The 24,444-nt window shown below is 68.4% G+C and carries 19 protein-coding genes; 14 read left to right on the top strand and 5 right to left on the bottom strand.

The window, feature by feature from the left end:
• The first annotated feature begins 9 nt into the window (after positions 1–9).
• Entirely contained in the window at positions 10–714 is a 705-nt protein-coding gene (locus C563_RS0118685) for a 4'-phosphopantetheinyl transferase family protein (RefSeq protein WP_155845221.1), read from the top strand.
• Here the strand turns inward: C563_RS0118685 and C563_RS0118680 are convergent.
• The 3 genes from C563_RS0118680 to C563_RS0118670 form a co-directional block, all read right to left on the bottom strand.
• Positions 678–2,039, bottom strand: a complete 1,362-nt coding sequence (locus C563_RS0118680) for a M1 family metallopeptidase (protein ID WP_018763599.1) — start codon at positions 2,037–2,039, stop codon at positions 678–680. The two genes, C563_RS0118685 and C563_RS0118680, sit on opposite strands and share 37 nt — an antisense overlap.
• Complete coding sequence (locus C563_RS0118675; RefSeq protein ID WP_026265100.1) at positions 2,036–5,959, bottom strand: Pls/PosA family non-ribosomal peptide synthetase; 3,924 nt, start codon at positions 5,957–5,959, stop codon at positions 2,036–2,038. The genes C563_RS0118680 and C563_RS0118675 overlap by 4 nt, the downstream gene beginning before the upstream one ends.
• A gap of 244 nt (positions 5,960–6,203) precedes the next feature.
• Positions 6,204–7,169, bottom strand: coding sequence for a quinone oxidoreductase family protein (locus C563_RS0118670; RefSeq protein WP_018763597.1), 966 nt, complete (start codon positions 7,167–7,169; stop codon positions 6,204–6,206).
• Positions 7,170–7,328: 159 nt separating this feature from the next.
• On the opposite strand from C563_RS0118670, the gene argC reads away from it, so the two are divergent.
• From argC to C563_RS0118610, 10 genes are all read left to right on the top strand, one after another.
• Positions 7,329–8,360, top strand: coding sequence for an N-acetyl-gamma-glutamyl-phosphate reductase (gene argC, locus C563_RS21620; protein WP_018763596.1), 1,032 nt, complete (start codon positions 7,329–7,331; stop codon positions 8,358–8,360).
• Complete coding sequence (argJ, locus tag C563_RS0118650; RefSeq protein WP_018763595.1) at positions 8,357–9,523, top strand: bifunctional glutamate N-acetyltransferase/amino-acid acetyltransferase ArgJ; 1,167 nt, start codon at positions 8,357–8,359, stop codon at positions 9,521–9,523. Before argC ends, argJ begins: the two co-directional genes overlap by 4 nt.
• A gap of 42 nt (positions 9,524–9,565) precedes the next feature.
• Entirely contained in the window at positions 9,566–10,525 is a 960-nt protein-coding gene (gene argB, locus C563_RS0118645) for an acetylglutamate kinase (RefSeq protein ID WP_018763594.1), read from the top strand.
• Positions 10,522–11,793 (top strand): acetylornithine transaminase, encoded by a 1,272-nt coding sequence (locus tag C563_RS0118640; protein ID WP_018763593.1) that lies wholly within the window; start codon positions 10,522–10,524, stop codon positions 11,791–11,793. Before argB ends, C563_RS0118640 begins: the two co-directional genes overlap by 4 nt.
• The gene (argF, locus tag C563_RS0118635) at positions 11,790–12,794 is read left to right on the top strand and encodes an ornithine carbamoyltransferase (protein ID WP_018763592.1); all 1,005 of its coding nucleotides are present in this window, start codon (positions 11,790–11,792) and stop codon (positions 12,792–12,794) included. The genes C563_RS0118640 and argF overlap by 4 nt, the downstream gene beginning before the upstream one ends.
• On the top strand, positions 12,791–13,321 hold the full coding sequence (locus C563_RS0118630; protein WP_018763591.1) for an arginine repressor: 531 nt from the start codon (positions 12,791–12,793) through the stop codon (positions 13,319–13,321). Before argF ends, C563_RS0118630 begins: the two co-directional genes overlap by 4 nt.
• Positions 13,322–13,366: 45 nt before the next feature.
• On the top strand, positions 13,367–14,572 hold the full coding sequence (locus C563_RS0118625) for an argininosuccinate synthase (RefSeq protein WP_018763590.1): 1,206 nt from the start codon (positions 13,367–13,369) through the stop codon (positions 14,570–14,572).
• 5 nt (positions 14,573–14,577) lie between these two features.
• Positions 14,578–16,062: an argininosuccinate lyase gene (argH, locus tag C563_RS0118620; RefSeq protein WP_018763589.1), complete on the top strand. Its 1,485-nt coding sequence runs from the start codon at positions 14,578–14,580 to the stop codon at positions 16,060–16,062.
• Positions 16,063–16,222: 160 nt separating this feature from the next.
• The gene (locus C563_RS0118615) at positions 16,223–16,771 is read left to right on the top strand and encodes a pyridoxine/pyridoxamine 5'-phosphate oxidase (RefSeq protein WP_018763588.1); all 549 of its coding nucleotides are present in this window, start codon (positions 16,223–16,225) and stop codon (positions 16,769–16,771) included.
• Positions 16,772–16,807: 36 nt separating this feature from the next.
• A complete protein-coding gene (locus tag C563_RS0118610) occupies positions 16,808–17,545 on the top strand; it encodes a maleylpyruvate isomerase family mycothiol-dependent enzyme (RefSeq protein WP_018763587.1) in 738 nt (245 codons plus the stop codon).
• Positions 17,546–17,547: 2 nt separating this feature from the next.
• Here C563_RS0118610 and C563_RS0118605 read toward each other — a convergent pair whose 3' ends face one another.
• Positions 17,548–18,042 (bottom strand): methylated-DNA--[protein]-cysteine S-methyltransferase, encoded by a 495-nt coding sequence (locus C563_RS0118605; protein ID WP_026265096.1) that lies wholly within the window; start codon positions 18,040–18,042, stop codon positions 17,548–17,550.
• Positions 18,039–19,514, bottom strand: coding sequence for an AlkA N-terminal domain-containing protein (locus C563_RS0118600; RefSeq protein WP_018763585.1), 1,476 nt, complete (start codon positions 19,512–19,514; stop codon positions 18,039–18,041). Before C563_RS0118600 ends, C563_RS0118605 begins: the two co-directional genes overlap by 4 nt.
• 117 nt (positions 19,515–19,631) lie before the next feature.
• Here C563_RS0118600 and C563_RS0118595 point away from each other — a divergent pair, with 117 nt between their 5' ends.
• The 3 genes from C563_RS0118595 to tyrS are packed head-to-tail and all read left to right on the top strand — an operon-like array spanning position 19,632 to position 23,952.
• The gene (locus C563_RS0118595) at positions 19,632–20,324 is read left to right on the top strand and encodes a DNA-3-methyladenine glycosylase (protein ID WP_018763584.1); all 693 of its coding nucleotides are present in this window, start codon (positions 19,632–19,634) and stop codon (positions 20,322–20,324) included.
• 51 nt (positions 20,325–20,375) lie between these two features.
• The gene (locus tag C563_RS0118590; RefSeq protein WP_018763583.1) at positions 20,376–22,604 is read left to right on the top strand and encodes a HelD family protein; all 2,229 of its coding nucleotides are present in this window, start codon (positions 20,376–20,378) and stop codon (positions 22,602–22,604) included.
• A gap of 34 nt (positions 22,605–22,638) precedes the next feature.
• Positions 22,639–23,952, top strand: coding sequence for a tyrosine--tRNA ligase (gene tyrS / locus C563_RS0118585; RefSeq protein ID WP_018763582.1), 1,314 nt, complete (start codon positions 22,639–22,641; stop codon positions 23,950–23,952).
• Positions 23,953–24,444 lie beyond the last annotated feature (492 nt).

Here is a 24,444-nt window from a genome sequence, read left to right as displayed (position 1 = left end):
GGGCGGGTCATGACGCACTGTGAAATGCGTGCAGTCCCGCCCTTCCTGCTGCCCGGCGAGGCCGCCGCGGTGCGGAAGGACGCCGAACGCCTCCTGGGCGGCGTGGAACTGGCGCGGGCCAAGGCCATGGCGGCTGCCGCCGGGACGGCGTTCCTGGCCGGGCGTTTGGCCCAGCGGGACTTCGCCGCCAGCCTGCTGTCAGTGTCCGCCGCAGACCTCGCCACGGCCTACGGCTGCCCGCGCTGCGGCACGGGCCCGGACCTGGGCCACGGCAGGCCGGGGTACACCTATCGGGGTGCCCCCGTGCCCCTGGCCCTCAGCCTGTCCCGGGCCGGCGGCTGGACCCTGCTCACGGCCGTGCCGGATGCCGCACCCGGAACCCGCCTCGGGACGGACATCGAGGATCCGGCCCGCACCGGTTTCGACGGGTTCGACGGACTGGCGCTGGCACCTGCCGAACGGCTTGCGCTCCGGGGCGTCACGGCGGACCTCCTGCCGGCCGCCAGGGCAAGGTTGTGGGCCCGCAAAGAGGCCTGGCTGAAGATGACCGGCGAGGGACTCAGCAGGATGCCGTCCTCCCTTGGCGTCCTGGAACGTCCCGGACTGAGCGACCTTGGCCCCGCGGAAACCGGGCTGCCCGCCCACCTTGCCGCCGCCGTCGCGCTTTCCTGCCCTGGTCAGGACGCCGGCAATGGCGGCAGCGGCTCCTCGTAGAGCCAAGGGTGCAGCAGGGATTCTGCATCCACGGCTGTTGCCCGGCTGACGGCCATGATGAAGTCCTGTGTGGTCACCGAGCCATGCCGGTGGCTGGCGGTCCAGTCCTGCAGGACGGCGAAGAAGGCAAGGTCGCCGACGGCCATCCGGACGGCATGGACAGCCAGTGCTCCGCGTTTGTAGACGCGGTCATCGAACATCCGCCCAGGTCCGGGGTCTCCCACCAGGATGTCCTGCTCCTCGGCGGCCAGCCGGCGCCAGGCAGCCCGGGCCCGGTCCGCCACGGCCATGACGCCGGCTTCTTCGGACCAGATCCATTCCGCGTAGCAGGCAAAGCCCTCGTGCAGCCAGATGTCCTGCCAGCTGGCCGCCGTCAGGGCATTGCCAAACCATTGATGGGAGAGTTCGTGGGCGATCAGGCGCTGGGACTCCCAGTCCAGGCCCAGGTGGTTGGGGCCAAGGATGGACATTGCCTGCGCCTCAAGCGGGATTTCCAGTTCGTCCTCGGTGACCACCACGACGTACCCGGGAAACGGGTAGGGGCCAAAGCAGCTGCTGAAGGTGCGCATCATGGCCGGCTGGAGCGCCAGGCCGGCCCGTGCCCGGTCCGCCAAGGCGTGGGAGACGGCCACGGTCTGCGGTACGGGGGTGCCGTGCCGACCGCTGTCCAGTTCCAGCAGCGCATACCTGCCAATCTGCACGGTGGCCAGGTAGGCGGGCATGGGATCGGCCTGTTCGTAGACCCAGGTTTCCCGGCTGGACCGGGCGGTGTGCGATTGCAGGACGCCGTTGCACACCACGCGGTAGTTCGCATCGGTGGTCACGGTGAACCGGTAGCTGGCTTTGTCCCCGAGGTGGTCGTTGCACGGGAACCAGGAGGGCGCCCCGTTGGGCTGCCCGGCCACCAGGACGCCGTCCGTGAGCTCCTCCCAGCCCACCTCACCCCAGAGGCCCCGACGTGGCCGCGGGTTGCCTTCGTAGCGCACCTCCAGCGTGAACGGCTGCCGGGCCTCGAAAGGGTTCTGCGCCGCAACCACAAGTTGCCCTGCCCGCTGGCTGAACCGAAGGGGCTTGCGGCCGTCCAGCAGCACTTTGGTGGCGCGCAGCCCGGCAAGGTCCAGCACAATGGCCGACGCCGGGACGCACGTGACGCCGTGCAGCACCGCCCTGCCGCTGAGCCGGTTGCTGGCCACCCGGTAGTCCAGGTCCAGTTCGTACCGCTCCACCCGGAAGGCGTTGGTCCCGGCGCCGGGCAGGTAAGGATCCGGGGCAGCGCCGCCGGCCTCGTTGACACTGCCGCGCGCGGATGATGCTGAAGAACTCATGGGGACCTTCGGTTGGCAGACGGCGATCCGGGGCCGCTCCAGGGACTGACGGGGTTGCCCATCCAGTACGTCGCGGCGGGAACTGCTTCGCCGCGCATCACCAGGGACGCCGGCCCCACTGTTCCGCCTGCGCCGACCCTGGCCTGGGGAAGGATGACCCCGTGCGGGCCCATGGTGGCCCCGTCCTCGAGCGTAACAGCGTCAATGCTCATCACCCGGTCATGGAACAGGTGCGTCTGCACCACGCAGCCCCGATTCACCGTGGAGTTGCGGCCAAGCGTCACCAGGTCGGCTTCGGGCAGCCAGTAGCTTTCACACCATGTGCCGCTGCCGATCTTCGCGCCGAGCGCACGCAGCCACCAGACCAGGGCCGGCGTGCCGGAAGCAGCCCGCGCAAACCATGGCGCGGACACCATCTCGATAAAGCTGTCCACTACTTCGTTGCGCCAGATGAACGAGCTCCAGAGCGGGTGCTCGCCGGGGCGGATCCGGCCCACCAGGATCCACTTGGCGACGACGGACGCGGCTGCGGCCACAAAGCCCGCCAGCAGCATGACCACGCCCGTGAGTACGGCTGCGGCGCCATAGCCCAGGGCTGCAGCGATCCAGTCGAAGGCCAGCATGGTGCCGGCAGCGATGGCCACCGTGAGCATGACCGGCACAAACCGGCCCAGCTCCCACAGGGTCCGGGCCACCTTCAGCTGCGCCGGGGGCTGGAAAGTGCGGGAACCGTCTGAGGCGATCGCGGTCCGCCGCAGCCGGACCGGCGGGCTTCCCAGCCAGGAGGTGCCCGCCTTGGCTTTTGCCGGCGTCGCGGACAGGACGGCCACCAGCGAGTTCTTGGGCACGTTCCGGCCGGCGGCGGTCATGCCGGAATTGCCGAGGAAGGACCGCTTGCCGATCTTGGCCGGTGCCACCCGCAACCAGCCGCCGTCGAGCTCGTAAGAGGCCACCATGGTGTCATCGGCCAGGAAGGCACCCTCTCCCACGGTGGTCATTTTCGGTATCAGCAGCACGGTGGAGGCCTCGACGTTCTTCCCGACCTTGGCGCCCAGCAGGCGAAGCCACACCGGGGTGAACAGGCTGGCGTAGATCGGGAACAGCAGGTCCCTGGCCAGGTCCAGCACCCGCTCGGTGGCCCAGATCTGCCATCCCACCCGGCTGCGGATCCGGTAGTAGCCCTCCGCGATCCCGATGGACAGCAGGCGCGTGGCAGCCAGCACCAGGACGGCGTTCACGGCAAACCACACCAGCGACGCGGGGGCAAGGGCCGGCACCAGCCGGGGGAGGGCTTCGGTGAGAGAGGTACTGCCCTGGATGAAGGCGAACGCGACCCACAGCGCGGCAGCGGCGGACACGTAAGGGATGACGGAAAGGCAAGCCGACGCCAGCGCGAAGCCGGCGAACCAGGCGCGTGCGGCAAACCTGCCTTGGGCTGCGGCATCCGGCACGCTGTGTTTGGCCTTGCCCTGCCGGCGCGCCGGAGACCCGGCCGCCAGCTGGCCTGCCTTGACCTTCCCCAGCACCGCGGAACCGGCTTCCACCTGCGCCCCGGCTCCGATCGAGGCGCCGGGCATCAGCGTGCTGCGTGCGCCCACGCTGGCTCCGCGGCCAATCCGGATGGCTCCAATATGGACATCGTCGCCGTCGATCCACCAGCCGGAGAGGTCCACTTCCGGTTCCACGTTGGCTCCGCTGCCCAGCGTCAGCATCCCGGTAACAGGAGGCAGCGAATGCAGCTGGACGTCCCGGCCGATCTTTGCACCCAGCGCCCGGGCGTAATACGGGACCCATGGCGCACTGGCGAGGCTGACGGCGCCGGCGAGGTCCTGGATCTGTTCGGCGAGCCACAACCGCAGGTGGACGCGCCCGGACCGCGGATAGATGCCCGGTTCCACCCCGCGCAGCAGGAACCGGGCCGCGCCGATGGCCAACAGCATCCGCCCCGCCGGGCTGACGAACACCAGCCAGGACACCGCCACCCACCACCACGAGACCGTGGGAGCGGCAGTGAACCCGGCAAGCCCGGACAACAGGTTGTTCAGGGCCATGACGTAGGTCAGCCACCGCATGCCCACCAGGATGTGCAGCGGCACACCCATCAGGGTCTGGAAAACCTGGGACTTCCTGGCAGTGGGCCGCACGGAGCGCTCCGGTGCCGGGACCGCCGGGCCGCCGGGACGGGACTGGCGTGCCACTTCCACCAGCGCACCGATCCGCGGCGTCGCGTAGATATCGGCCACGGTGATGGTGGGGTAGCGGACCCGCAGGGCCGAGACCAGCTGGGCGGCCGAGAGTGAACCGCCGCCGTACGCGAAGAAATCGGCGTCCAGCGAGCTGACCGGGCTGCCCAGCACGTTGCTCCACTGCTCCACGATCCAGGCGGCGTCATCCGGGATGTTCAGGGGGGCGGCGTTTGCCTCCGCGGCGCCAGCCCCGGCCAGAGGCCATGGGAGTTCGTGCCGGTTTACCTTGCCGCTGGTCTTGGTCGGCAGGGAGTCCACCACGGTGAGCATGGGAACCAGGGCCGCAGGCAGGCTTGCCGTCAGCTGCTCCCGGGCAACCGAAAGGTCTAGGTCCACCCCGGCCGCCGGCGCCAGGTAGCCCACCAGGACGTGGTTTCCGGCGGCCGTGGTTTGGACTGCGGCTGCGCCGCCGGCCACCCCGGGAAGGGACTGGAGCGCGGCATCGATCTCGCCCAGCTCAATCCTGCGGCCGCCGAGCTTGACCTGTTCGTCAGCCCGGCCCTGGAAGACCAGGCCGGCCTGCTCGAAGCGCACCAGGTCGCCCGACCGGTAGGCCCGGTCCCACCCCAGGGTGGGCATGGGCGCGTACTTCTCCGCGTCCATGGCAGGATCGAGGTAGCGGGCCAGGCCAACGCCGCCGATGATGAGTTCGCCAACTTCGCCTTCGGCTACCGGTACCGCGTTCCCATCCACGATGGCCAGGTCCCAGCCGTCCAGCGGCAACCCGATCCGCACGGGACCGGGTGTACCCAGGGGCGCCGCGCAGGCCACCACCGTTGCTTCCGTTGGACCGTACGTGTTCCAGACTTCGCGGCCTTCAATGGCCAGGCGGCCGGCGAGCTCGGGCGGGCAGGCCTCGCCGCCGAAAATGAGGAGCCGGACGTTCTCGAGCGATTCCGCCGGCCAGAGCGCAGCGAGGGTGGGCACGGTCGAAACGGCGGTGATGCCGTGGTTGATCAGCCAGGGGCCGAGGTCCATGCCGGTCCGGACCAGGGCGCGCGGTGCGGGCACCAGGCAGGCGCCGTGCCGCCAAGCGAGCCACATTTCTTCACAGGAAGCGTCGAAGGCGACCGACAGTCCGGCCAGGACCCGGTCCTGCGGACCGAGGGGTTCGTCCTGGAGGAAGATCCTTGCCTCCGCATCCACGAAGGCAGCGGCAGACCGGTGCCGGACCGCCACGCCCTTGGGCGTTCCGGTGGAGCCGGAGGTAAAGATGATCCAGGCGTCGTCGCCAGGTTCCGGGGGCCGTGCGCCTTTGAACGGGCCTTTCCGCCCCTGCCCGGCCGGCCCCGTCCCGATCGATGCGCCCGGCCTGATCGAACCGCCCTGCCCCAGGACGGCTGCCACGTTGGCCTCGCCGAACACCAGTCGTGCGCGTTCCTCGGGATCGTCGGCATCCACGGGGACATAAGCGGCTCCCACCAGGAGGACGGCGAGGATGGAGACGTAGAGTTCGCTGGTGCCGGACGGGATCCGGATGCCAATCCTGTCCCCGGCGCCGAACCCGGCCTGGTGCAGGCGGCGGCCGGTGGCGCGGACAGCGTCCAGCAGCTGCGCGTAGCTCAGTGAGGTACGGCCGTCGTCCAGCGCCGAGGCGTCGGGAAAGCGGGCCGCGGTGTCCTGCAGGATATCGATCAGCGTCCGGGCGGCCGGTGCAGCCGCGGCCCCCGGCATCTGGGGCCGGTGCGGGGCAAGGCCACTGCCGCTGTCGTCTGCCCGGGGCACGGCTGCCGAGGCCGCAGGATCCTGGTGGACGGTGCTGGCCGGCGCTGCACCGGGATGGTCATCCCCGAAGGGGACCTGCTGCTGGGTCACCCGTGCATTTTCCCGGGAGAAGATGAACAAAAGGTGTCCGGCGCGCCCGAAACCGCCGTTTGCGGCGGCCCGGGCGTTTGCCCGACGTTCACGTTGCCGGAGGTTACGGGACCAGGAGGACTTTGCCGGTGGTCTTCCTGCCCTCAAGGTCGCGGTGCGCGAGGGCTGCCTGCGACAAGGGGTAACGGGCCCCGACCCGCACCTTCAGGCTGCCGTCGGCAGCCGCTGCGAACACCTCGTCGGAGCGCCAGCGCCGTTCCGTGGCATCCCGGAGGTAGTGGCCCATCGTGGGGCGGGTCAGGAACAAGGAGCCGCCGGCATTCAGGCGCTGCGGGTCGACCGGCGGGACGGGGCCCGATGCGGCACCGAACAACACCAGCATCCCCCTGATGCGCAAGGCGGCAAGGGAACCGTCGAAGGTGTCCTTGCCCACGCCGTCGTACACCACGTCCACGCCGGTACTGCCCGTGATGTCCCTGACGTGCTCCGCGAATCCTTCGTAGCGGAGAACGTGGTCCGCGCCGGCGCCGCGCGCCAAGTCTTCCTTTTCGTCCGTGGACACCGTGGTGAACACCTCAGCGCCCCGTGCCTTAAGGAGCTGGATCAGCAGCAGTCCCACGCCTCCGGCGCCGGCATGGAGCAGGACCTTGTGGCCAGGTTCCACCTTGAAGGTGGAGTTCATCAGGTAGTGGGCAGTCATGCCCTGCAGGGGCAGCGCCGCGGCGGTAAAGACGTCGAGGCCCCTTGGTACCGGCAGCGCGGCGTCTTCGTCCACCAGCGCGTAGTCCGCGTAGCAGTTGATGCCTTCAGCCGTGGCAATCCGGTCGCCGACGGCAAATCCGGTCACCCCCTCTCCCACCGCCTCCACCGTGCCGGCGGCCTCGGAGCCGGGGGTGAAGGGGTACTGCACTTTGTAGGTGCCGCTGCGCTTGTAGGTATCGATGAAGTTCACGCCGGCCGCGCCCACCTTGAACAGCAGCTGCCCCGGGCCGGGAGTGGGGGGCTCAACCGCGGCGTAGTCGAGGACTTCCGGTCCGCCTGCCTGCCGTGCGACGATTGCGTGCGTCATGGCGCTCCTTTCCCGGGTTCCGGTATTTCCGGCCCGGCTGCCGAAGTCCATCCTAGGGACACCCTGTGCCGGACGGACACGGATGCGGAACAACCGTCCCCGGATTGCGCATGCATAAATATCGGCCCCATTGCATAATTATTGTTGTATGGTGGAGGCATGACTATTTCTGTTGCGGTTTCGGGAGCCAGCGGATACGCCGGGGGAGAGGTCCTCCGCCTCCTGGCCGGGCACCCCGGTGTGACCATCGGCGCAATTACGGCGCACAGCAACGCGGGCTCGCGGTTGGGCGAACTGCAGCCGCACCTGCACGGACTGGCAAGCCGGATCCTGGAAGACACCACGGTGGAGAACCTCTCCGGCCACGACGTCGTCTTCCTTGCCCTCCCGCATGGTGCTTCCGCCGAAATCGCCGCCCAGCTGCCGGAAGGAACGGTCGTCATTGATGCCGGAGCCGACCACCGGCTCGAGGACCCCGAGGCCTGGGAAAAGTTCTACGGTTCCGCCCACGCCGGCACCTGGCCGTACGGACTTCCGGAGTTGCCCGGCCAGCGCGAGGCCCTGAAGGGTGCCAGGCGCATCGCCGTCCCCGGCTGCTACCCCACCTCCGCCCTGCTGGCGCTCACTCCCGGGTTTGCAGCCCACCTGCTGGAGCCCGACGACGTCGTCATCGTTTCCGCCTCCGGCACCTCCGGCGCGGGCAAGGCGGCCAAGGTCAACCTCATCGGCTCCGAAGTGATGGGATCCATGAGCCCGTACGGAGTGGGCGGCGGACACCGGCACACACCGGAAATCGAGCAGGGACTGTCCAACGCGGCGGGGGAGCAGGTCACGGTGTCCTTCACCCCCACGCTGGCACCAATGAGCCGCGGAATCCTCACCACCGCCACGGCCAAGGTCAAGGCCGGCACCACCGCGGCGCAGCTGCGCCAGGCCTGGACGGACGCGTACGATGACGAGCCGTTCGTCCATGTCCTGCCGGAAGGCCAGTGGCCAGCCACCAAGTCCGTCCAGGGCTCCAACCACGCCGCCATGCAGCTCGCCCTCGACCCCCACACCGGGCGCGTGATCGTGACCTGCGTGATTGACAACCTCACCAAGGGCACCGCCGGCGGCGCCGTCCAGTCCATGAACATCGCACTCGGCCTGCCGGAAACCGACGGCCTCAACCTGCAGGGAGTAGCCCCGTGACCATCACCGCACCCCAGGGATTCCGGGCAGCCGGCGTCACCGCCGGCCTCAAGGCTTCCGGCAACCCGGACCTCGCCCTCGTGGTCAACGACGGCCCGGCCAAGGCCGCGGCCGCCGTGTTCACCAGCAACCGGGTGGCAGCGGCTCCGGTCCACTGGTCCCGCCAAGTGGTCTCCGACGGCCGCGTCGACGCCGTGATCCTCAATTCCGGCGGCGCCAACGCCTGCACCGGCCCCACCGGCTTCCAGAACACCCACAGCACCGCGGAGAAAGTGGCAGAGGTCCTGGGGATTTCGGCCACCGACGTCTTTGTCTGCTCCACCGGCCTGATCGGTGAACAGCTGCCCATGGACAAGATCCTGCCGGGCGTCGAAGCGGCGGCGGCAGCATTGAGCGCCGACGGCGGTCCGGCGGCGGGCACCGCGATCATGACCACCGACAGCATTCCCAAATCGGCGCTGTTCATCGGCACCGACGCCGACGGCCAGGAGTTCAGCATCGGCGGCATCGCCAAGGGCGCCGGAATGCTGGCCCCCGGCCTGGCCACCATGCTGGTAGTCCTCACCACCGACGCCGCCGTCGAATCCGAAATGCTCGACGTCGTCCTGCGGGACGCCACCCGCGTCACCTTCGACCGCGCCGACTCCGACGGCTGCATGTCCACCAACGACACCGTGGTCCTGCTGGCCTCCGGCGCGTCCGGGGCCGTACCTTCCGCAGCGGACTTCGGTGCCGGCCTCACCCAGGTCTGCGCCGAACTGGCCCGCAAACTGATCGCCGACGCCGAGGGTGCCAGCCACGACATCGCCATCCGCACCTTCAATGCCGCCAGCGAAGCGGACGCCGAAACGGTCAGCCGTTCCGTGGCCCGCTCCAACCTGTTCAAGGCCGCCATCTTTGGCAAGGACCCGAACTGGGGCCGCGTGCTGTCCGCCGTGGGCACAACGGACGCTGCGTTCGAACCGGACAAGCTCAACGTGGCCATGAACGGGATCCAGATCTGCCGCAACGGCAGCATCGGCGACGACCGGAGCCTGGTGGACCTGGAACCGCGCGAGGTCCTGGTGGAGATCGACCTGCAGGCAGGCGACGCCGAAGCCATCATCTGGACCAACGACCTCACCCACGACTACGTCCACGAGAACAGCGCCTACTCCAGCTAGGAGCTCCTGCTCCCGGCAGGAACCGCTGCGGAAAGTGACAGCATGAACACCCAGACGCGTGAAACCACCAGCATGTCCGCTGCCCAGGACAAGGCCGCCACCCTGATCGAGGCGCTGCCCTGGATCCAGCGGTTCGCAGGCACCACCATGGTGATCAAGTACGGCGGCAACGCCATGGTCAACGACGAACTCCGCCGGGCCTTCGCCGAGGACATCGTCTTCCTGCACCACGTGGGTATCCACCCGGTGGTGGTCCACGGCGGCGGCCCCCAGATCAACTCCATGCTGGGCCGGCTGGGCATCGAATCCGAGTTCAAAGGCGGCCTGCGCGTCACCACCCCGGAAGCCATGGACGTGGTCCGCATGGTCCTCACCGGCCAGGTGGGGCGCGAACTGGTGGGCCTGATCAACTCCCACGGGCCCTACGCCGTCGGCATGTCCGGCGAAGACGGCGGGCTGCTGCGCGCCGTCCGCACCGGCACCGTGGTGGACGGCGAAGACATCGACCTCGGGCTCGTGGGCGAGGTGGTCGGCGTCGACCCCGCGGGCATCGTGGACATCCTGGCCGCCGGCCGCATCCCGGTGATCTCCACCGTCGCCCCGGAGATTGTCGACGGCGGGGAGAACGTGGCAGGTGCCGGGCGTTTCCAGCCCACCGGCCAGGTCCTGAACGTCAACGCGGACACCGCGGCTGCCGCCGTCGCCTCGGCACTGGGCGCCTCCAAGCTGGTCATCCTGACCGACGTCGAAGGCCTGTATGCCAACTGGCCGGACAAGTCCTCCCTGATTTCATCGCTGACGGCCTCCGAGCTGCGGAAGATGCTGCCCCGGCTCGAATCGGGCATGATCCCCAAGATGGCCGCGTGCCTGAAGGCCATCGACGAGGGCGTGGAGCGCGCGCACATCGTGGACGGGCGCCTGCCCCACTCCATGCTTCTTGAAACATTTACGACGGCGGGCATCGGCACCCAGGTGGTCCCGGACGAGGAGAACAACGCATGAGTAAGCACACCGCAGAGGTTGAGCTTGTCGAAACCCCGGTGGCCGAACTGGTGCAAACCAGGGGCCACGCGGGCTCCGAGTGGCTCTCCCGCTACTCCACCTCGCTGATGAACGTCTTCGGCACGCCCCAGCGCGTCCTGGTCCGCGGCGCCGGCTGCCTGGTGTGGGACGCCGACGGCAAGGAATACCTGGACCTGCTCGGCGGTATCGCCGTCAACGCCCTCGGCCACGCCCACCCCTTCGTGACCTCAGTCATCGCCAGCCAGCTGGCAACCCTGGGCCACGTCTCGAACTTCTTCACCAGCCCCACGCAGGTGGCCTTGGCGGAGAAACTTTTGGAGCTGACCCACGCCCCTGCCGGGTCCAAGGTGTTCTTCAGCAACTCCGGCACGGAAGCGAACGAGGCAGCGTTCAAGCTTGCCCGCCGCAACACCGGCGCCGGCGACACCAAGCGGAGCAAAATCATCGCCCTCGAAGGCGCTTTCCACGGCCGGACCATGGGTGCCCTGGCGCTGACCGCCAAGGAAGCCTACCGGGCACCGTTCGAACCGCTGCCCGGTGGCGTGGTGCACATTCCGTTCGGCGACATCGCTGCGCTGCAGGCAGCAGTGGATGACACCGTTGCCGCCGTCTTCCTGGAGCCCATCCAGGGCGAGGCCGGCGTCCGGCCGCTGCCCCCGGGCTACCTGCAGGCTGCCCGTGAGGCCACCACCAAGGCGGGAGCACTCCTGATCCTCGACGAGGTCCAGACCGGCATCGGGCGGACCGGCAAGTGGCTGGCCAGCGAAGACGCCGGGATCGTCCCCGACGCCGTCACCCTGGCCAAGGGCCTCGGTGGCGGATTCCCCATCGGCGCCCTGATCACCATGGGTGAGCAGACGTCGTCGTTGCTGTCCGCCGGCCAGCACGGCACCACGTTCGGCGGCAACCCGGTGGCCACGGCGGCCGCCCTGGCCACCCTCCACGCGCTCGAAAGCCAGGACGTCCTGGCCAACGCCACCGCGGTGGGTGCGCACTTGCGATCCGCACTGGCCGCGGTCCCCGGCGTCACCGAGGTCCGGGGTGAAGGGCTGCTGGTCGGCTTCGACCTCGACGCCGACGTCGCCCCCGCCGTCGTGCAGGCCGCCCTCGACGCAGGCTTCATCGTCAACAGCCCCGGCCCGCGCACCATCCGCCTGGCACCGCCGCTGATCCTCACCACAGCCCAGGCGGACACCTTCCTCGCCGCTTTCCCGGCAATCCTCCAGACAGCTAAGGACGACCAGTGACCACCGCAACCCGGCACTTCCTCAAGGACACCGACCTCAGCCCCGCCGAGCAGGCAGAGGTCCTGGAACTCGCAGCCCGGATGAAGGCCGCCCCGTACAGCGTCCAGCCCTTCGCCGCTGAGCGCAGCGGACGCAAGACCGTGGCCGTCATCTTCGACAAGACCTCCACCCGGACCCGCGTCTCGTTCGCCACGGGCATCGCCGACATGGGTGGCAATGCCCTGATCATCAATCCCGGCGAGGCGCAGATCGGGCACAAGGAATCCGTGGAGGACACCGCCAAGGTCCTCGAACGGATGGTGTCCGCCATCGTTTGGCGCACCGGCGCGCACTCCGGGCTGGTGGCCATGGCTGCCAACTCCAAAGTCCCGGTCATCAACGCCCTGTGCGACGACTACCACCCTTGCCAGCTCCTGGCCGACCTCCTCGCCGTCAAGGAACACAAGGGCGAATTGAAGGGGCTCACCATGAGCTACCTCGGCGACGCCGCCAACAACATGGCCAACTCCTACCTGCTGGCCGGCGTCACGGCCGGGATGCACGTCCGCATTGCCGGTCCGGAAGGTTACCTGCCGGCCGCGGACATCGTGGCGGCCGCGAAGGAACGGGCGGCCGAAACCGGCGGTTCCGTGCTGGTCACCACCGATGCGAAGGAAGCCCTGCAGGGAGCGGACGTGGTGGCCACCGACACGTGGGTTTCCATGGGGCAGGAAGCCGAGAAGGAAGCACGGCTCCAGCTGTTCCGGGACTACTCCGTCGATTCGGGCGCCTTGGCACTCGCCGCGGAAGACGCCGTCGTGCTCCACTGCCTGCCTGCCTACCGCGGTTACGAAATCTCAGCGGACGTCATCGACGGACCCCAGTCCATCGTCTGGGACGAGGCGGAAAACCGCCTGCACGCCCAGAAGGCCCTGATGGCCTGGCTGATGCACCGGTCCGGCCTGGCCGTCGTTGACGGCCTTTCCCCCGTTGAAGGTGCCGGGGAGAGCACGTTCCAGTGACCGCCCAGCCGTCCTCCCCGGGCAGCAGCCCGGCCACCAAGACCGCCCGGCAGGCACGCATCACCGCCATCCTTACCGGGCAGTCCGTTCGTTCGCAGGCTGAGCTTGCGGCGCTGCTGGCGGACGACGGCGTGCAGGTCACCCAGGCAACCCTGTCCCGGGACCTGGTGGAACTGGGTGCGGTCCGCGTCCGTGGCAAGGAAGGCGTCCTGGTGTACGCCGTCCCCGGCGAAGGCGGTGAACGGGCCGCGAAGAGCGGCGTCACGCAGGAAATCCTGGACGCGCGGCTGGCCCGGCTGTGCAGCGAACTGCTGGTCACGGCGGAAGCCTCCGCCAACATCGCCGTCCTGCGGACCCCGCCCGGTGCCGCGAACTTCCTGGCCCTGGCCATCGACCACTCGGTGATGCCATCCATCCTGGGCACCATCGCAGGGGACGACACCGTCCTGCTGGTGTCACGCGATCCGCTGGGCGGCCCGGACCTCGCAGCCCGCTTCCTGCAACTGGCCGAGGAAGCCGGGCAATAAGCTTGACGTCAGAACATCAACCAACCCCAACAAGGAGCATTTAAAGTGACTGAACGCATTGTGCTGGCCTACTCCGGCGGCCTGGACACGTCAGTAGCCATCGGCTGGATCGGTGAAGCCACCGGTGCCGAGGTCATCGCCGTGGCGGTCGACGTCGGACAGGGCGGCGAATCTCTGGAAACCATCCGCCAGCGCGCCCTCGGTTGCGGCGCCGTCGAGGCCTACGTCGCAGACGCCTCGGACGAGTTCGCCAACGAATACTGCGTGCCCACGCTGAAGGCCAACGCCCTGTACCAGGGCCACTACCCGCTGGTGTCCGCCATTTCCCGCCCGGTGATCGTCAAGCACCTGGTGAAGGCCGCCCGCGAATTCGGCGCCACCACCGTGGCCCACGGCTGCACCGGCAAGGGCAACGACCAGGTCCGCTTCGAAGTGGGCATCCAGACCCTCGGCCCGGACCTGAAGTGCATCGCCCCGGTCCGCGACCTCGCCCTGACCCGCGACAAGGCCATCGCCTTCGCCGAGGAAAAGGGACTGCCCATCGAGACCACCAAGAAGAACCCGTACTCGATCGACCAGAACGTCTGGGGCCGCGCCGTGGAAACCGGCTACCTCGAGGACATCTGGAACGCCCCCACCAAGGACATCTACGACTACACCGCCACCCCGGAGTTCCCGCCGGCACCGGATGAAGTCACCATCTCCTTCGAGGCAGGCGTCCCCGTCGCGATCGACGGCGTCAAGGTCACCCCGCTGCAGGCCATCAAGGAACTCAACCGCCGCGCCGGTGCCCAGGGCGTGGGCCGCATCGACGTCGTCGAGGACCGCCTGGTGGGCATCAAGTCCCGCGAAATCTACGAGGCCCCCGGTGCCATGGCGCTGATCACCGCGCACAAGCACCTGGAGGACATCACCATCGAGCGCGAGCAGGCCCGCTTCAAGGCCACCGTTGGCCAGCGCTGGGCCGAACTTGTCTACGACGGACAGTGGTTCTCCCCGCTCAAGCGCTCCCTGGACGCCTTCATCGAGGACACCCAGAAGTACGTCTCCGGCGACATCCGCATGACCCTCCACGGTGGCCAGGCCATCGTCAACGGCCGCCGCTCCGACACCTCGCTGTACGACTTCTCGCTGGCCACCTACGACACCGGCGACACCTTCGACCAGTCCCAGGCCAAGGGCTTCATCGAGCTGTGGGGCATGTCCGCCAAGGTTGCCTCCGGCCGCGACATCCGCGTCGCAGGAAAGTAGCCCGGATGGCTGAGCCGAATTCCAAGCAGGGCCCACGAGCGCAGGGGTCCCCGGCCGAGCGCAGCGAGGTTGGGGTGCGCTCGGGGACGAACACGGGTGCGTTGTGGGGCGGCCGGTTCGCCGGCGGCCCCGCGGACGCCCTCGCGGCGCTGAGCAAGTCCACGCACTTCGACTGGCGCCTGGCCCGTTACGACATAGCCGGCTCCAAGGCGCACGCGCGCGTGCTGCACAAGGCCGGACTGCTCGACGACGGCGAGCTGGCGGGGATGCTGGACGCCCTGGACCGCCTGGACGCGGACGTCGCCTCCGGCGCATACACCCCGGCCGAGTCCGACGAGGACGTGCACGGTTCGCTGGAACGCGGCCTGATCGAGCGCGCCGGCGCCCAGCTCGGCGGCAAGCTCCGCGCCGGCCGGTCGCGTAACGACCAGGTGGCCACTTTGGGCCGGATGTTCCTGCGCGACCACGCCCGGATCATTGCCCGGGGCGTCCTGGCAACAGTGGATGCCTTGGTGGAGCAGGCCAAGGCGCACCACGGTGTTGCCATGCCGGGCCGCACCCACCTGCAGCACGCCCAGCCGGTCCTGCTCAGCCACCACCTGCTGGCCCACGCCTGGGCACTGCTGCGCGACGTGCAGCGGCTCCAGGACTGGGACAAGCGGGCCGGGGTCTCGCCCTACGGCTCCGGTGCGCTGGCCGGCTCCTCGTTGGGGCTGGACCCCGAAGCGGTGGCGGCTGACCTCGGGTTCTACTCGGCCACGCACAACTCGATCGACGGCACCGCGTCCCGCGACGTCTTCGCCGAGTTCGCCTGGGTTTGCTCGATGATCGGCGTGGACCTGTCCCGGATCTCCGAGGAAGTGATCTTCTGGGCCACGAAGGAGTTCTCCTTCGTTACGCTGCATGATTCGTACTCCACGGGGTCCTCGATCATGCCGCAGAAGAAGAACCCGGACGTGGCAGAGCTTGCCCGCGGCAAGGCAGGGCGCCTGATCGGCAACCTGACCGGACTGCTGGCTACGCTCAAGGGCCTGCCGCTCGCGTACAACCGCGACCTGCAGGAGGACAAGGAACCGGTGTTTGACGCCGCCGACACCCTGGAGCTGCTGCTCCCGGCCGTCTCCGGCATGATCGCCACCCTCACGTTCAACACTGAACGGATGGAATCCTTGGCCCCGCAGGGTTTCGCGCTGGCCACGGACATCGCCGAGTGGCTGGTCCGCCAGGGCGTGCCGTTCCGCGAGGCGCACGAGCTCTCCGGTGCCGCGGTCAAGCAGGCCGAGTCCCGCGGCGTGGAGCTGTGGGATCTGACGGATGAGGAGTACGCCGCCATTTCGGAGCACCTCACGCCGGAGGTCCGCACGGTCCTGTCCACGGAAGGTTCGCTGAACAGCCGCAACTCCCAGGGCGGCACGGCACCGGCCGCCGTCGAACGCCAGCTTGTCGCCCTGGAGAGTGAACTCGCGGACGTCCGGGCGTACGCCGGCTGAAACGCCCGCTCACTTCCTGCAGGTTTTGCGTCAACGCCCGCTCACTTTCTTTACGGAAGTGAGCGGGCGTTGGTAGTTCCACTGCAATACCTGAGCGGGCGTCGGGGGTAGGTGTGGGTGGTTGGGCGTGCTGAAACCCGCATGTGGCTAGGCTGGGTCCATGAGCGAAACGTTCCGGAAGTTCCTTCGCACGCTGCCCGATTTCCCGGCCGACCTGCCCGCCTTCCATCCCGGCAGTGCCCCGCGGGATCCGGCTTTGCTCTTCAAACAATGGCTGGACGAGGCCTTGGACGCGGGGGAGCAACAGCCGCACGCGTTCAGCCTCGCCACGGTGGATGCCGCGTCCGGCGGTGGCCCGCAGCCTTCCTCCCGGATGCTGATCCTGAAGAACATCGACGACGACGGCTGGCACTTCGCCACGTCCCGCACCTCCCGCAAGGGCAGGGAACTCACGGCGGAGCCGAGGGCTGCGATGAACTTTTACTGGCCACGCCTGGGCCGCCAGGTCCGGCTCGCCGGGACGGTGACCGGTCTCTCCGCCGAAGCCTCCAGCCTCGACTGGCACGAACGGCCCCGCGCAGACGGCACCGAAAACCCGAACTGGCAGCTCTATGCACTCCAGCCTCGCGAGATTGAGTTCTGGCAGGCAGCCGCCGACGGCCGGCACGTCCGGCACCGCGTTGGACCGGACGGAACACCGCTGGAATAGCCGCCGCCGCGCCGGGCGCTCCGCTAGGCTGACCGCATGACCTCACCTTCCCCTGCGGCGCTCCAGGCCGAAGTGCACAAGGCCGCCGAGGCGCTTGCCGCCGCCCTGGACCGCCTTCCCGACGGCGGCGAAAAGGCGCCGTCAACGCTTCCCGGCTGGAGCCGCGGCCACCTGCTGGCCCACATCGCCGGCATCTGCGACGCCCTCGCCCGGCAGGTGGAGCACGGCCGCCGCGGCGAAAAGGTGGCGCTCTACGACGGCGGCGTGGAGGGACGCAACCGTGCCATCGATCTTGCAGCGGGGCACAGCCTCGGCCAGCACCGCGCCGACATCACCGCAGCCCTCCACCGTGCGCTGGCCGCCTTCGATGCTCTGACCGGTCCTGAGTGGCAGACGCCCATCGCCTTCCGCGACGGAGTCATCTACGACGCAGGCCTGGCGCTGTGGCGCGAACTTGTCATCCACACCTCGGACCTGGATGCCGGCACGGGCCCCGAAACCTGGAACGGCGCCTTCTGCTCGCACCTTTTCGACTTCCTGGCCGCCCGGGTTCCCACGGGAACCCGGCTGGTCCTGCAGCCCGTTGCCCTGCCGCCGATGGGACTCGGCGCCGGCGGCAGCACCGTCGTCGTCAGCGGCATGGTCACTGACATCGCCGCGTGGCTCGCCGGCAGGCAGCCATCGCTGGACAGCCTGCGCGCCACCGCCGCCGGCGACGGCACGGACCTCCCGGAGCTGCTGCCCTGGCCTTCGGCGATGCCGGACCCCAAGTAGCCCTACGCGGCCTCGCGGGCCAGCAGGCTCTCCTTGATACGCAGGCCCCAGCGGAACCCGCCCAAAGAGCCGTCAGTCCGGATCACCCGGTGGCATGGGACAAAAAGGGCCGCCGCGTTGAAGGCGCACGCACTGGCCGCCGCCCGCACTGCCTTGGGGTTCCCTGCCAGGGCCGCGTACTCGCTGTACGTCACCGGGAAACCCGGTTTGACCTCCCGCAGCACATCCCAGGCGTGCGCGCGGAACGGCCCGGACCGCTGCAGGACCGGGACGGCCATGGCGGGCGCCGGGTCGCCGTCGTAGAAGGCCTCGACGGCGGACGAGATTCCCGCCAGGCCGGCCACCTCCTCCACGTCCTCGGGACGCAGCGCGGGGTGGACCTGCCCGATCAATTCCGGCAGGCCGGCCGTCCAGCCCGAGGCCAGGACCATGCCGTCCCTGGCGAGGATGGTGAACGGGCCGTCCGGGGTGGACAGCTTGAGCAGTTGGGCTTTCATGGCATCCCTTTCGCGGGGGTGGATGGAGTGGCGGGCCGTGCCGCGGCGCGCCACAAGTGCATGGTGGCGTAGGAACGCCAGGGGCTGGTTTCCCGGAAGTCCGGTGTGAGGGTGTGGCCTCCGGTGCCGAGGGCGCGGATGCCGTTCCGGACGGCGGCGTCGTTGGCGAGGAAGATGTCCGGGGCCCCCAGGACGCGCATTGCCACGTATCCCACCGTCCATGGTCCCACCCCCGGCAGGGGAAGCAGGGCCCCGGTGAGGCTTGGCACATCGTCGCCGTACCCGAATTCGAGCCGCCCGCCGGCCATCGCATCCGCCGCGTTCAGCAGCGATTCGATCCTTCGCCGGGGTCCGCGCAGCACATGCCCCGCTGCGGCGATCTGCGCCGGCGTCGGAAACAGCCGTTCCAGGCCCCCGCCGGGGTCGCTGGCGGGGCTGCCGGCGGCGGCCAGTTGCGTGAGTGCGGTCCGGGCGGCCGCCACCGTGATCTGCTGCCCCACCATGGCCCGCACCAACAGTTCCTGCGGGTCCAGCGCCCCGGGCAGCCTCATCCCGGGGGCGGCTGAAACGGAGTCCGCCAGCCGGGGGTCCGCAGCAAGGGTGCTGTCGATCGCTTCCGGGTCCGCGTCGAGATCGAACAGCCGCCTCACGCGGCTCAGCAGCGCCGGCAGGTCGCGCAGGTCCACCGCGCCGACGGTGAGGGTCAGCGGCCGCCCCCGCGCGGCGTCGTCGTACTCCACCCGGAACCGGGCGTCGCCGTGCGGGAGGCGGAGGGTCCGGGCATAGGAGGTGGGCGTGCCCTCCTCGATTCCCGGAATCGCACGCACGGCCAGGAAGGAGAAAATACCGGTATCGAAGGGCGCCCGGTAGGGCAGGCTCAGGGTCAGGGCGGTGGCGCCCCCGGCGGCTGCCGGATGCCGGGTGGTCCGCCGCAGTGCCGTGGGGGTCAAATCGAAGACTTCGGCAATGGTGTCGTTGAACTGCCGGATGCTGCTGAAACCGGCTGCGAAGGCCACATCCGCAAACTTCATGGACGTGGACACCAACAGGGTGCGCGCCGTCTGTGCCCTCGCCGCCCGGGCCAGCGACAGAGGACCGGCACCCAGTTCCTGGCCGAGGATGCGGTTGAGCTGCCGGGCGGAGTAGCCCAGCCGGGCAGCAAGACCCGCCACGCCGTCCCGGTTGATGACGCCATCGTTGATCAGGCGCATCGCCCGGCCGGCAACGTCTTGGCGCACGTTCCATGCCGGTGTCCCCGGGACAGCCTCCGGCAGGCAACGTTTGCAGGCCCGGTACCCTGCCTCGTGCGCGGCCGCGGACGTCTCGTAGAACGTCACGTTCGATGCCTTTGGCGTCCGGGCCGGGCACGAGGGACGGCAATAGATCCCGGTGGTGCGGACCGCTGTGAAGAACTGGCCATCGAACCGGGGGTCGCGGGCATCGATTGCCCGGTAGCGCTGCCAGAAGTCCATGCCTCCATCCTGCCAGCCCCGCACCTCTGCTACTAGCGGAAATCGGACATGGCCGTGGTTGGTGCCGGATGCCCGTTGTTCCCGTGGGAACAGCGGATTTCTGGGTACAGTCGAGCAATGGATGAGAGCCCTTCAACCACCGGGCCGCTCCGGGATTTCCTGTCCGGGGACGCCCGGGAACTCGCGCCGCTGCTGCTTGGCGCCGTGCTGACCCACGAGTCCCGGGACGGCACCGTGTCCGTGCGGTTGACCGAGGTGGAGGCCTACCTTGGGCCGGAGGACTCCCTGCATCCAGATCCCGGCTCGCACACCTATCGCGGCCCGACGCCCCGCAACGCGCCGATGTTCGGTCCCGCCGGGCACCTCTACGTCTACTTCACCTACGGCATGCATCACTGCACCAACATCGTGTGCGGACCCGACGGGGTGGCTTCCGCCCTGCTGCTGCGGGCCGGGGAAATCGTCGGCGGGCTGGACGTGGCGCAACGCCGGCGTCCGACGTCGAAGACCCCCGCCGACCTCGCCAGCGGCCCGGCCCGCCTGGCCAAGGCGCTGGGCATGACGACGGCGGACAGCGGCCGGGATGCGCTGGCACCGCCGTTCGGGCTGGAGCTTCCCTCCGGACCGGCCGGTCCCGTCAGCTCCGGTCCGCGGGTGGGCGTGGCCGGGGCCGGGGGATCGGACCGCTACGCCTGGCGGTTCTGGCTCACCGGCGACCCCACGGTTTCCAAATACAAGGCAGCCAAACCGCGGACCCGGAGGCCCGCGGCCGGTGGGCCGCCCGGGGCCGGCACGTTTCGCCTGCGTTAATCGAAATGGTTGTAGAATGGACGGTCTGTCTTTCGCGATAGGGGAACGTTGATGCTCGACGCCGAATTGGCCCACGAACGGGACTATGTTGCCGGCCTGTATGCCCGGCTGGAGGAGCTCCGTGAGGAAAAGCGCCGCCAACTGGCGCAGGTCCGCCGTGCCGGAGCCGTGGGCACCATGCAGAACGTTTCCGAACGTGATGCGTTCGCCGCACTGTATGAGGACCGCCTGGCCCAGCTGGACGCCGTGGATGACCGGCTGGTGTTCGGCCGGCTGGACCTGGATTCCGGCGAGGCCCAGTACATCGGGCGCATCGGGCTGACCACCGAGGACCTGCAGCGGTTGATGGTGGACTGGCGGGCACCCGAGGCCGGCCACTTCTACCAGGCCACCGCCTTCGACCGGCAGGGTGTGCGGCGCCGCCGGCACCTGATCCTGCAGGGCCGCGACGTCAAAGCCATCGAGGACGACGTCCTTGACGCAGGCATGCTGACGGACGCCGAATCGCTCCAGGGCGAAGGGGCCCTGCTTGCCGCCCTGAACTCCAAGCGGACCGGCCGGATGTCGGACATCGTCAGCACCATCCAGTCCGAGCAGGACCGCATCATCCGGTCCTCGATCTCCGGTGCCGTGGTGGTCCAGGGCGGCCCCGGCACGGGCAAGACCGCCGTGGCGCTGCACCGCGCCGCCTACCTGCTCTACACCCATCGTGACCGGCTCAAAAGCGCCGGCGTCCTGCTGGTGGGGCCGTCGTCGTCGTTCATGAAATACATCGAACGGGTGCTGCCCTCGCTCGGCGAGACGGGGGTTGTCATGGCCAGCGTTGGCCGCTTGATGCCGGGCATCCACGCCGTGCCCGAAACCAACGCCGACGTGGCGGCCATCAAGGGGCGCCTGGACATGGCCGCCATCGTGGCCAACGCCGTGTCCAACCGGATGCGTGTCCCCGCCCGGAACCGGATCCTCGAGGTGGACGGGCGCAAGCTGACCTTGACGCCCCGGCAGGTCCGTCGTGCCCGGGAACGTGCACGCGCCACCGGGAAGCCGTACAACGAGGCCCGGGTGACGTTCGTCAAGATCCTGCTGCGCGAGCTGACCGAGCAGATGACCGAACTCGTTGAGGCCGGGAGCATCGGGAACAATGCGGACCGCTCGTACCTGGCCGAGGATGTGCGCACTGCCCGGGACGTGCGGATTGCGCTGAACTTGTGCTGGATGCCGATGACTCCGGAAAAGCTGATCTCGGACCTCTTCAGCAAGCCGGAAATCCTGGAATTCTGCACCCCCAACATGACACCGGAGGAGCGGGCGCTGCTGCTGCGCCCCGCCGACGCTCCGTGGACCGAGCCGGACGTGCCGCTGCTGGATGAGGCCGCCGAGCTGCTGGGCGAGCTGGACCCGGCCGCCGGGCGCGGTCTGGCCCAGCAGGAGCACGACCGGGCCCGGGACCTTGCCAACGCAAAACAGACCCTGGTCAACATGCAGGCCGCCGGCGTGGACCCGCTGATGTCCGCTGAGGAGCTTGCTGAACAGAACCAGGAGCAGGGCGCCCGGCAGACCGCTGCCGAGCGTGCCACGAGTGACCGGACCTGGGCATTCGGGCACATCGTGGTGGACGAGGCGCAGGAACTCTCGCCCATGCAGTGGCGGCTGCTGGTCCGGCGCTGCCCGCTGAAGTCCTTCACCATCGTGGGGGACATCGCCCAGACCAGTTCCGTGGCCGGTGCCAACTCCTGGCAGGGCGCACTGGCCCCGATGTTCGGTGACCGGTGGCAGCTGGAAGAGTTGACGGTCAATTACCGTACGCCGTCCCAGATCGCCGAGGCCGCGGTCAGAATGGCCAACGCCGCCGGCCTGGTGGTGTCCGCTCCCAAGGCCGTACGTGAAGGACGCTGGTCACCCATCATCGATGAGGTTGCTGCCGGCGGCGTGGTGGACCGGCTTCTCGAGGTCCTTCCGGAGGAGTTGGGAGCGCTCGACGGCGGCCTGCTCGCCGTCATCGCCGACGGTGACCTCCTGCCCCAGGCAACTTCCGCCCTGCGTGCGGCCTACGGCCGGCGGATCGGTACCGGCGCGGGAAGCTACGAACAGGACATCGTGGTAATCAGCCCGCGCGAGGCGAAGGGACTGGAGTTCGACGGTGTGGTGGTGCTGGAACCTTCCGTCATGCTCAACCACGAGCACGGCAAGGTGGGGGATCTCTACGTTGCCATGACCCGCGCCACGCAGCGGCTCCGGTTGATTGCCGCAGAACCTGTACCGGCCGGAATAGCCGGCTGACCGGGGTCCCGGCGTTACTGCTAACTTAGGAAGCGTGCCTGAACTGAACAACCTCGAACCGCAGCGCAACGACCCCACTTTCGCCAACATTTGGCAGGAACTGAAGTGGCGTGGGCTGGTCCATGTCTCCACGGACGAAGCAGAGCTGGAGAAGCTCCTCGCCAATGGGCCGGTCACCTACTATTGCGGCTTCGACCCCACCGCGCCGAGCCTGCACCTGGGCAACCTGGTCCAGCTGCTGGTCATGCGGCGGCTCCAGCTGGCCGGGCATAAACCGCTGGGGCTGGTTGGCGGTTCCACCGGCATGATCGGCGATCCCCGTCCGACGGCGGAGCGCACCTTGAACACCAAGGACACGGTTGCGGAGTGGGTCGGCTACCTCCAGGCCCAAGTCAGCCGCTTCCTCAGCTTTGAAGGGGACAACGCTGCAAGGATCGTGAACAACCTGGACTGGACGGCGCCGTTGAGCGCCATCGACTTCCTGCGTGAAGTGGGCAAGCACTTCCGGGTGGGCACCATGCTGCGCAAGGACGCTGTGGCCTCCCGGCTGAACTCCGATGAAGGCATCAGCTACACCGAATTCAGCTACCAGATCCTGCAGGGCATGGACTACCTCCAGCTCTACCGCGACTACGGCTGCGTACTGCAGACCGGCGGCTCCGACCAGTGGGGCAACCTCACCAGCGGTACGGAGCTGATCCGCAAGGTGGAGGGCAAGAGCGTACACGCCCTCGGCACTCCCTTGATCACCAACTCCGATGGAACCAAGTTCGGCAAGAGCGAGGGCAACGCCATTTGGCTCGATGCCGGCATGTGCAGCCCGTATGCGTTCTACCAGTTCTGGCTCAACACGTCCGATGCCGACGTCGTGGACCGGCTCAAGGTCTTCACCTTCCTGACGCGGGCCGAGATCGAAGAGATCGCAGTTTCGGTGGCGGAGCGTCCCTTTGCCAGGGAAGGCCAGCGGAAGTTGGCTTTCGAGGTCACCTCGCTGGTGCATGGCGTCGACGCCACCGAGAAGGTCATTGCCGCCTCGGCGGCGCTCTTTGGCAACGGCGACCTGGCCGCGCTGGACAAGGCAACCCTGCAGGCGGCAACCTCCGAACTTCCCACCACCACGGTGCAGGTGGACGGGATGGGAATCGTCGACCTCCTGGTTGCGTCCGGACTTTCCGAAAGCAAGTCGGCTGCCCGGAGAACCGTGGGGGAGGGCGGCGCCTACGTCAACAACGAGAAAGTCTCGGATCCTGAGGCCGTGATTTCCGAGTCTGAACTCCTGCATGGCCAGTATTTGCTCCTGCGCAGGGGCAAGAAGAACCTGGCCACGGTTGAGGTGCTGGTTCCCTAGCACCTTCGGATGCTTGATGCACGCCTCTCGGCAGCCGATTTGCACGGCCGCCGGGGGGCGTGTATTGTTTTCTGAGTCGCCGCCGCTGAGTGGCGACAACCCCCAACTGATGAGAAGCAATTCTTACCGCGCACAGCGTGGAACTGGAGAAATTGCTTCCCATTCTGCTGGGCGGATTCATTCCACCGAGTGAATTCCGGAAAAATAACCGGATTTGCGAAAGTGAATATGAATGAAATAAGATGGAAACATCGCAGCGAAGAAATACGGAATATATAATTCAGTTTACTGAATTTCTTCCGGGAATATTCGAATGTGTCTGTTGTTTGAGAACTCAATAGTGTGCCAAGTTTGTTGATACCAATTGTTTTATGGATTGGTTGAATTGACTGGATCCGCCACCCCGTGGTGTGGTCTGGTTTTTACAGCTGGTTTCAAATTTTGTGCAGCCGGGTGTGGTGTTATTTCCACCTGCTTGGTTGTGTCTGTTTT

Source organism: Arthrobacter sp. 135MFCol5.1, from assembly GCF_000374865.1.
In the GTDB taxonomy this organism is placed as follows: domain Bacteria; phylum Actinomycetota; class Actinomycetes; order Actinomycetales; family Micrococcaceae; genus Arthrobacter.
This window is presented reverse-complemented; position numbering and strand designations above follow the sequence as displayed.

Excerpts from the sequence above, each read along its gene's own strand:
- C563_RS0118685 (WP_155845221.1), top strand. The coding sequence starts at position 10 with ATGACGCACTGTGAAATGCGTGCAGTCCCGCCCTTCCTGCTGCCCGGC.
- C563_RS0118680 (WP_018763599.1), bottom strand. The coding sequence starts at position 2,039 with ATGAGTTCTTCAGCATCATCCGCGCGCGGCAGTGTCAACGAGGCCGGC.
- C563_RS0118675 (WP_026265100.1), bottom strand. The coding sequence starts at position 5,959 with ATGCCGGGGGCCGCGGCTGCACCGGCCGCCCGGACGCTGATCGATATC.
- C563_RS0118670 (WP_018763597.1), bottom strand. The coding sequence starts at position 7,169 with ATGACGCACGCAATCGTCGCACGGCAGGCAGGCGGACCGGAAGTCCTC.
- argC (WP_018763596.1), top strand. The coding sequence starts at position 7,329 with ATGACTATTTCTGTTGCGGTTTCGGGAGCCAGCGGATACGCCGGGGGA.
- argB (WP_018763594.1), top strand. The coding sequence starts at position 9,566 with ATGAACACCCAGACGCGTGAAACCACCAGCATGTCCGCTGCCCAGGAC.
- C563_RS0118640 (WP_018763593.1), top strand. The coding sequence starts at position 10,522 with ATGAGTAAGCACACCGCAGAGGTTGAGCTTGTCGAAACCCCGGTGGCC.
- argH (WP_018763589.1), top strand. The coding sequence starts at position 14,578 with ATGGCTGAGCCGAATTCCAAGCAGGGCCCACGAGCGCAGGGGTCCCCG.
- C563_RS0118615 (WP_018763588.1), top strand. The coding sequence starts at position 16,223 with ATGAGCGAAACGTTCCGGAAGTTCCTTCGCACGCTGCCCGATTTCCCG.
- C563_RS0118610 (WP_018763587.1), top strand. The coding sequence starts at position 16,808 with ATGACCTCACCTTCCCCTGCGGCGCTCCAGGCCGAAGTGCACAAGGCC.
- C563_RS0118605 (WP_026265096.1), bottom strand. The coding sequence starts at position 18,042 with ATGAAAGCCCAACTGCTCAAGCTGTCCACCCCGGACGGCCCGTTCACC.
- C563_RS0118600 (WP_018763585.1), bottom strand. The coding sequence starts at position 19,514 with ATGGACTTCTGGCAGCGCTACCGGGCAATCGATGCCCGCGACCCCCGG.
- C563_RS0118595 (WP_018763584.1), top strand. The coding sequence starts at position 19,632 with ATGGATGAGAGCCCTTCAACCACCGGGCCGCTCCGGGATTTCCTGTCC.
- C563_RS0118590 (WP_018763583.1), top strand. The coding sequence starts at position 20,376 with ATGCTCGACGCCGAATTGGCCCACGAACGGGACTATGTTGCCGGCCTG.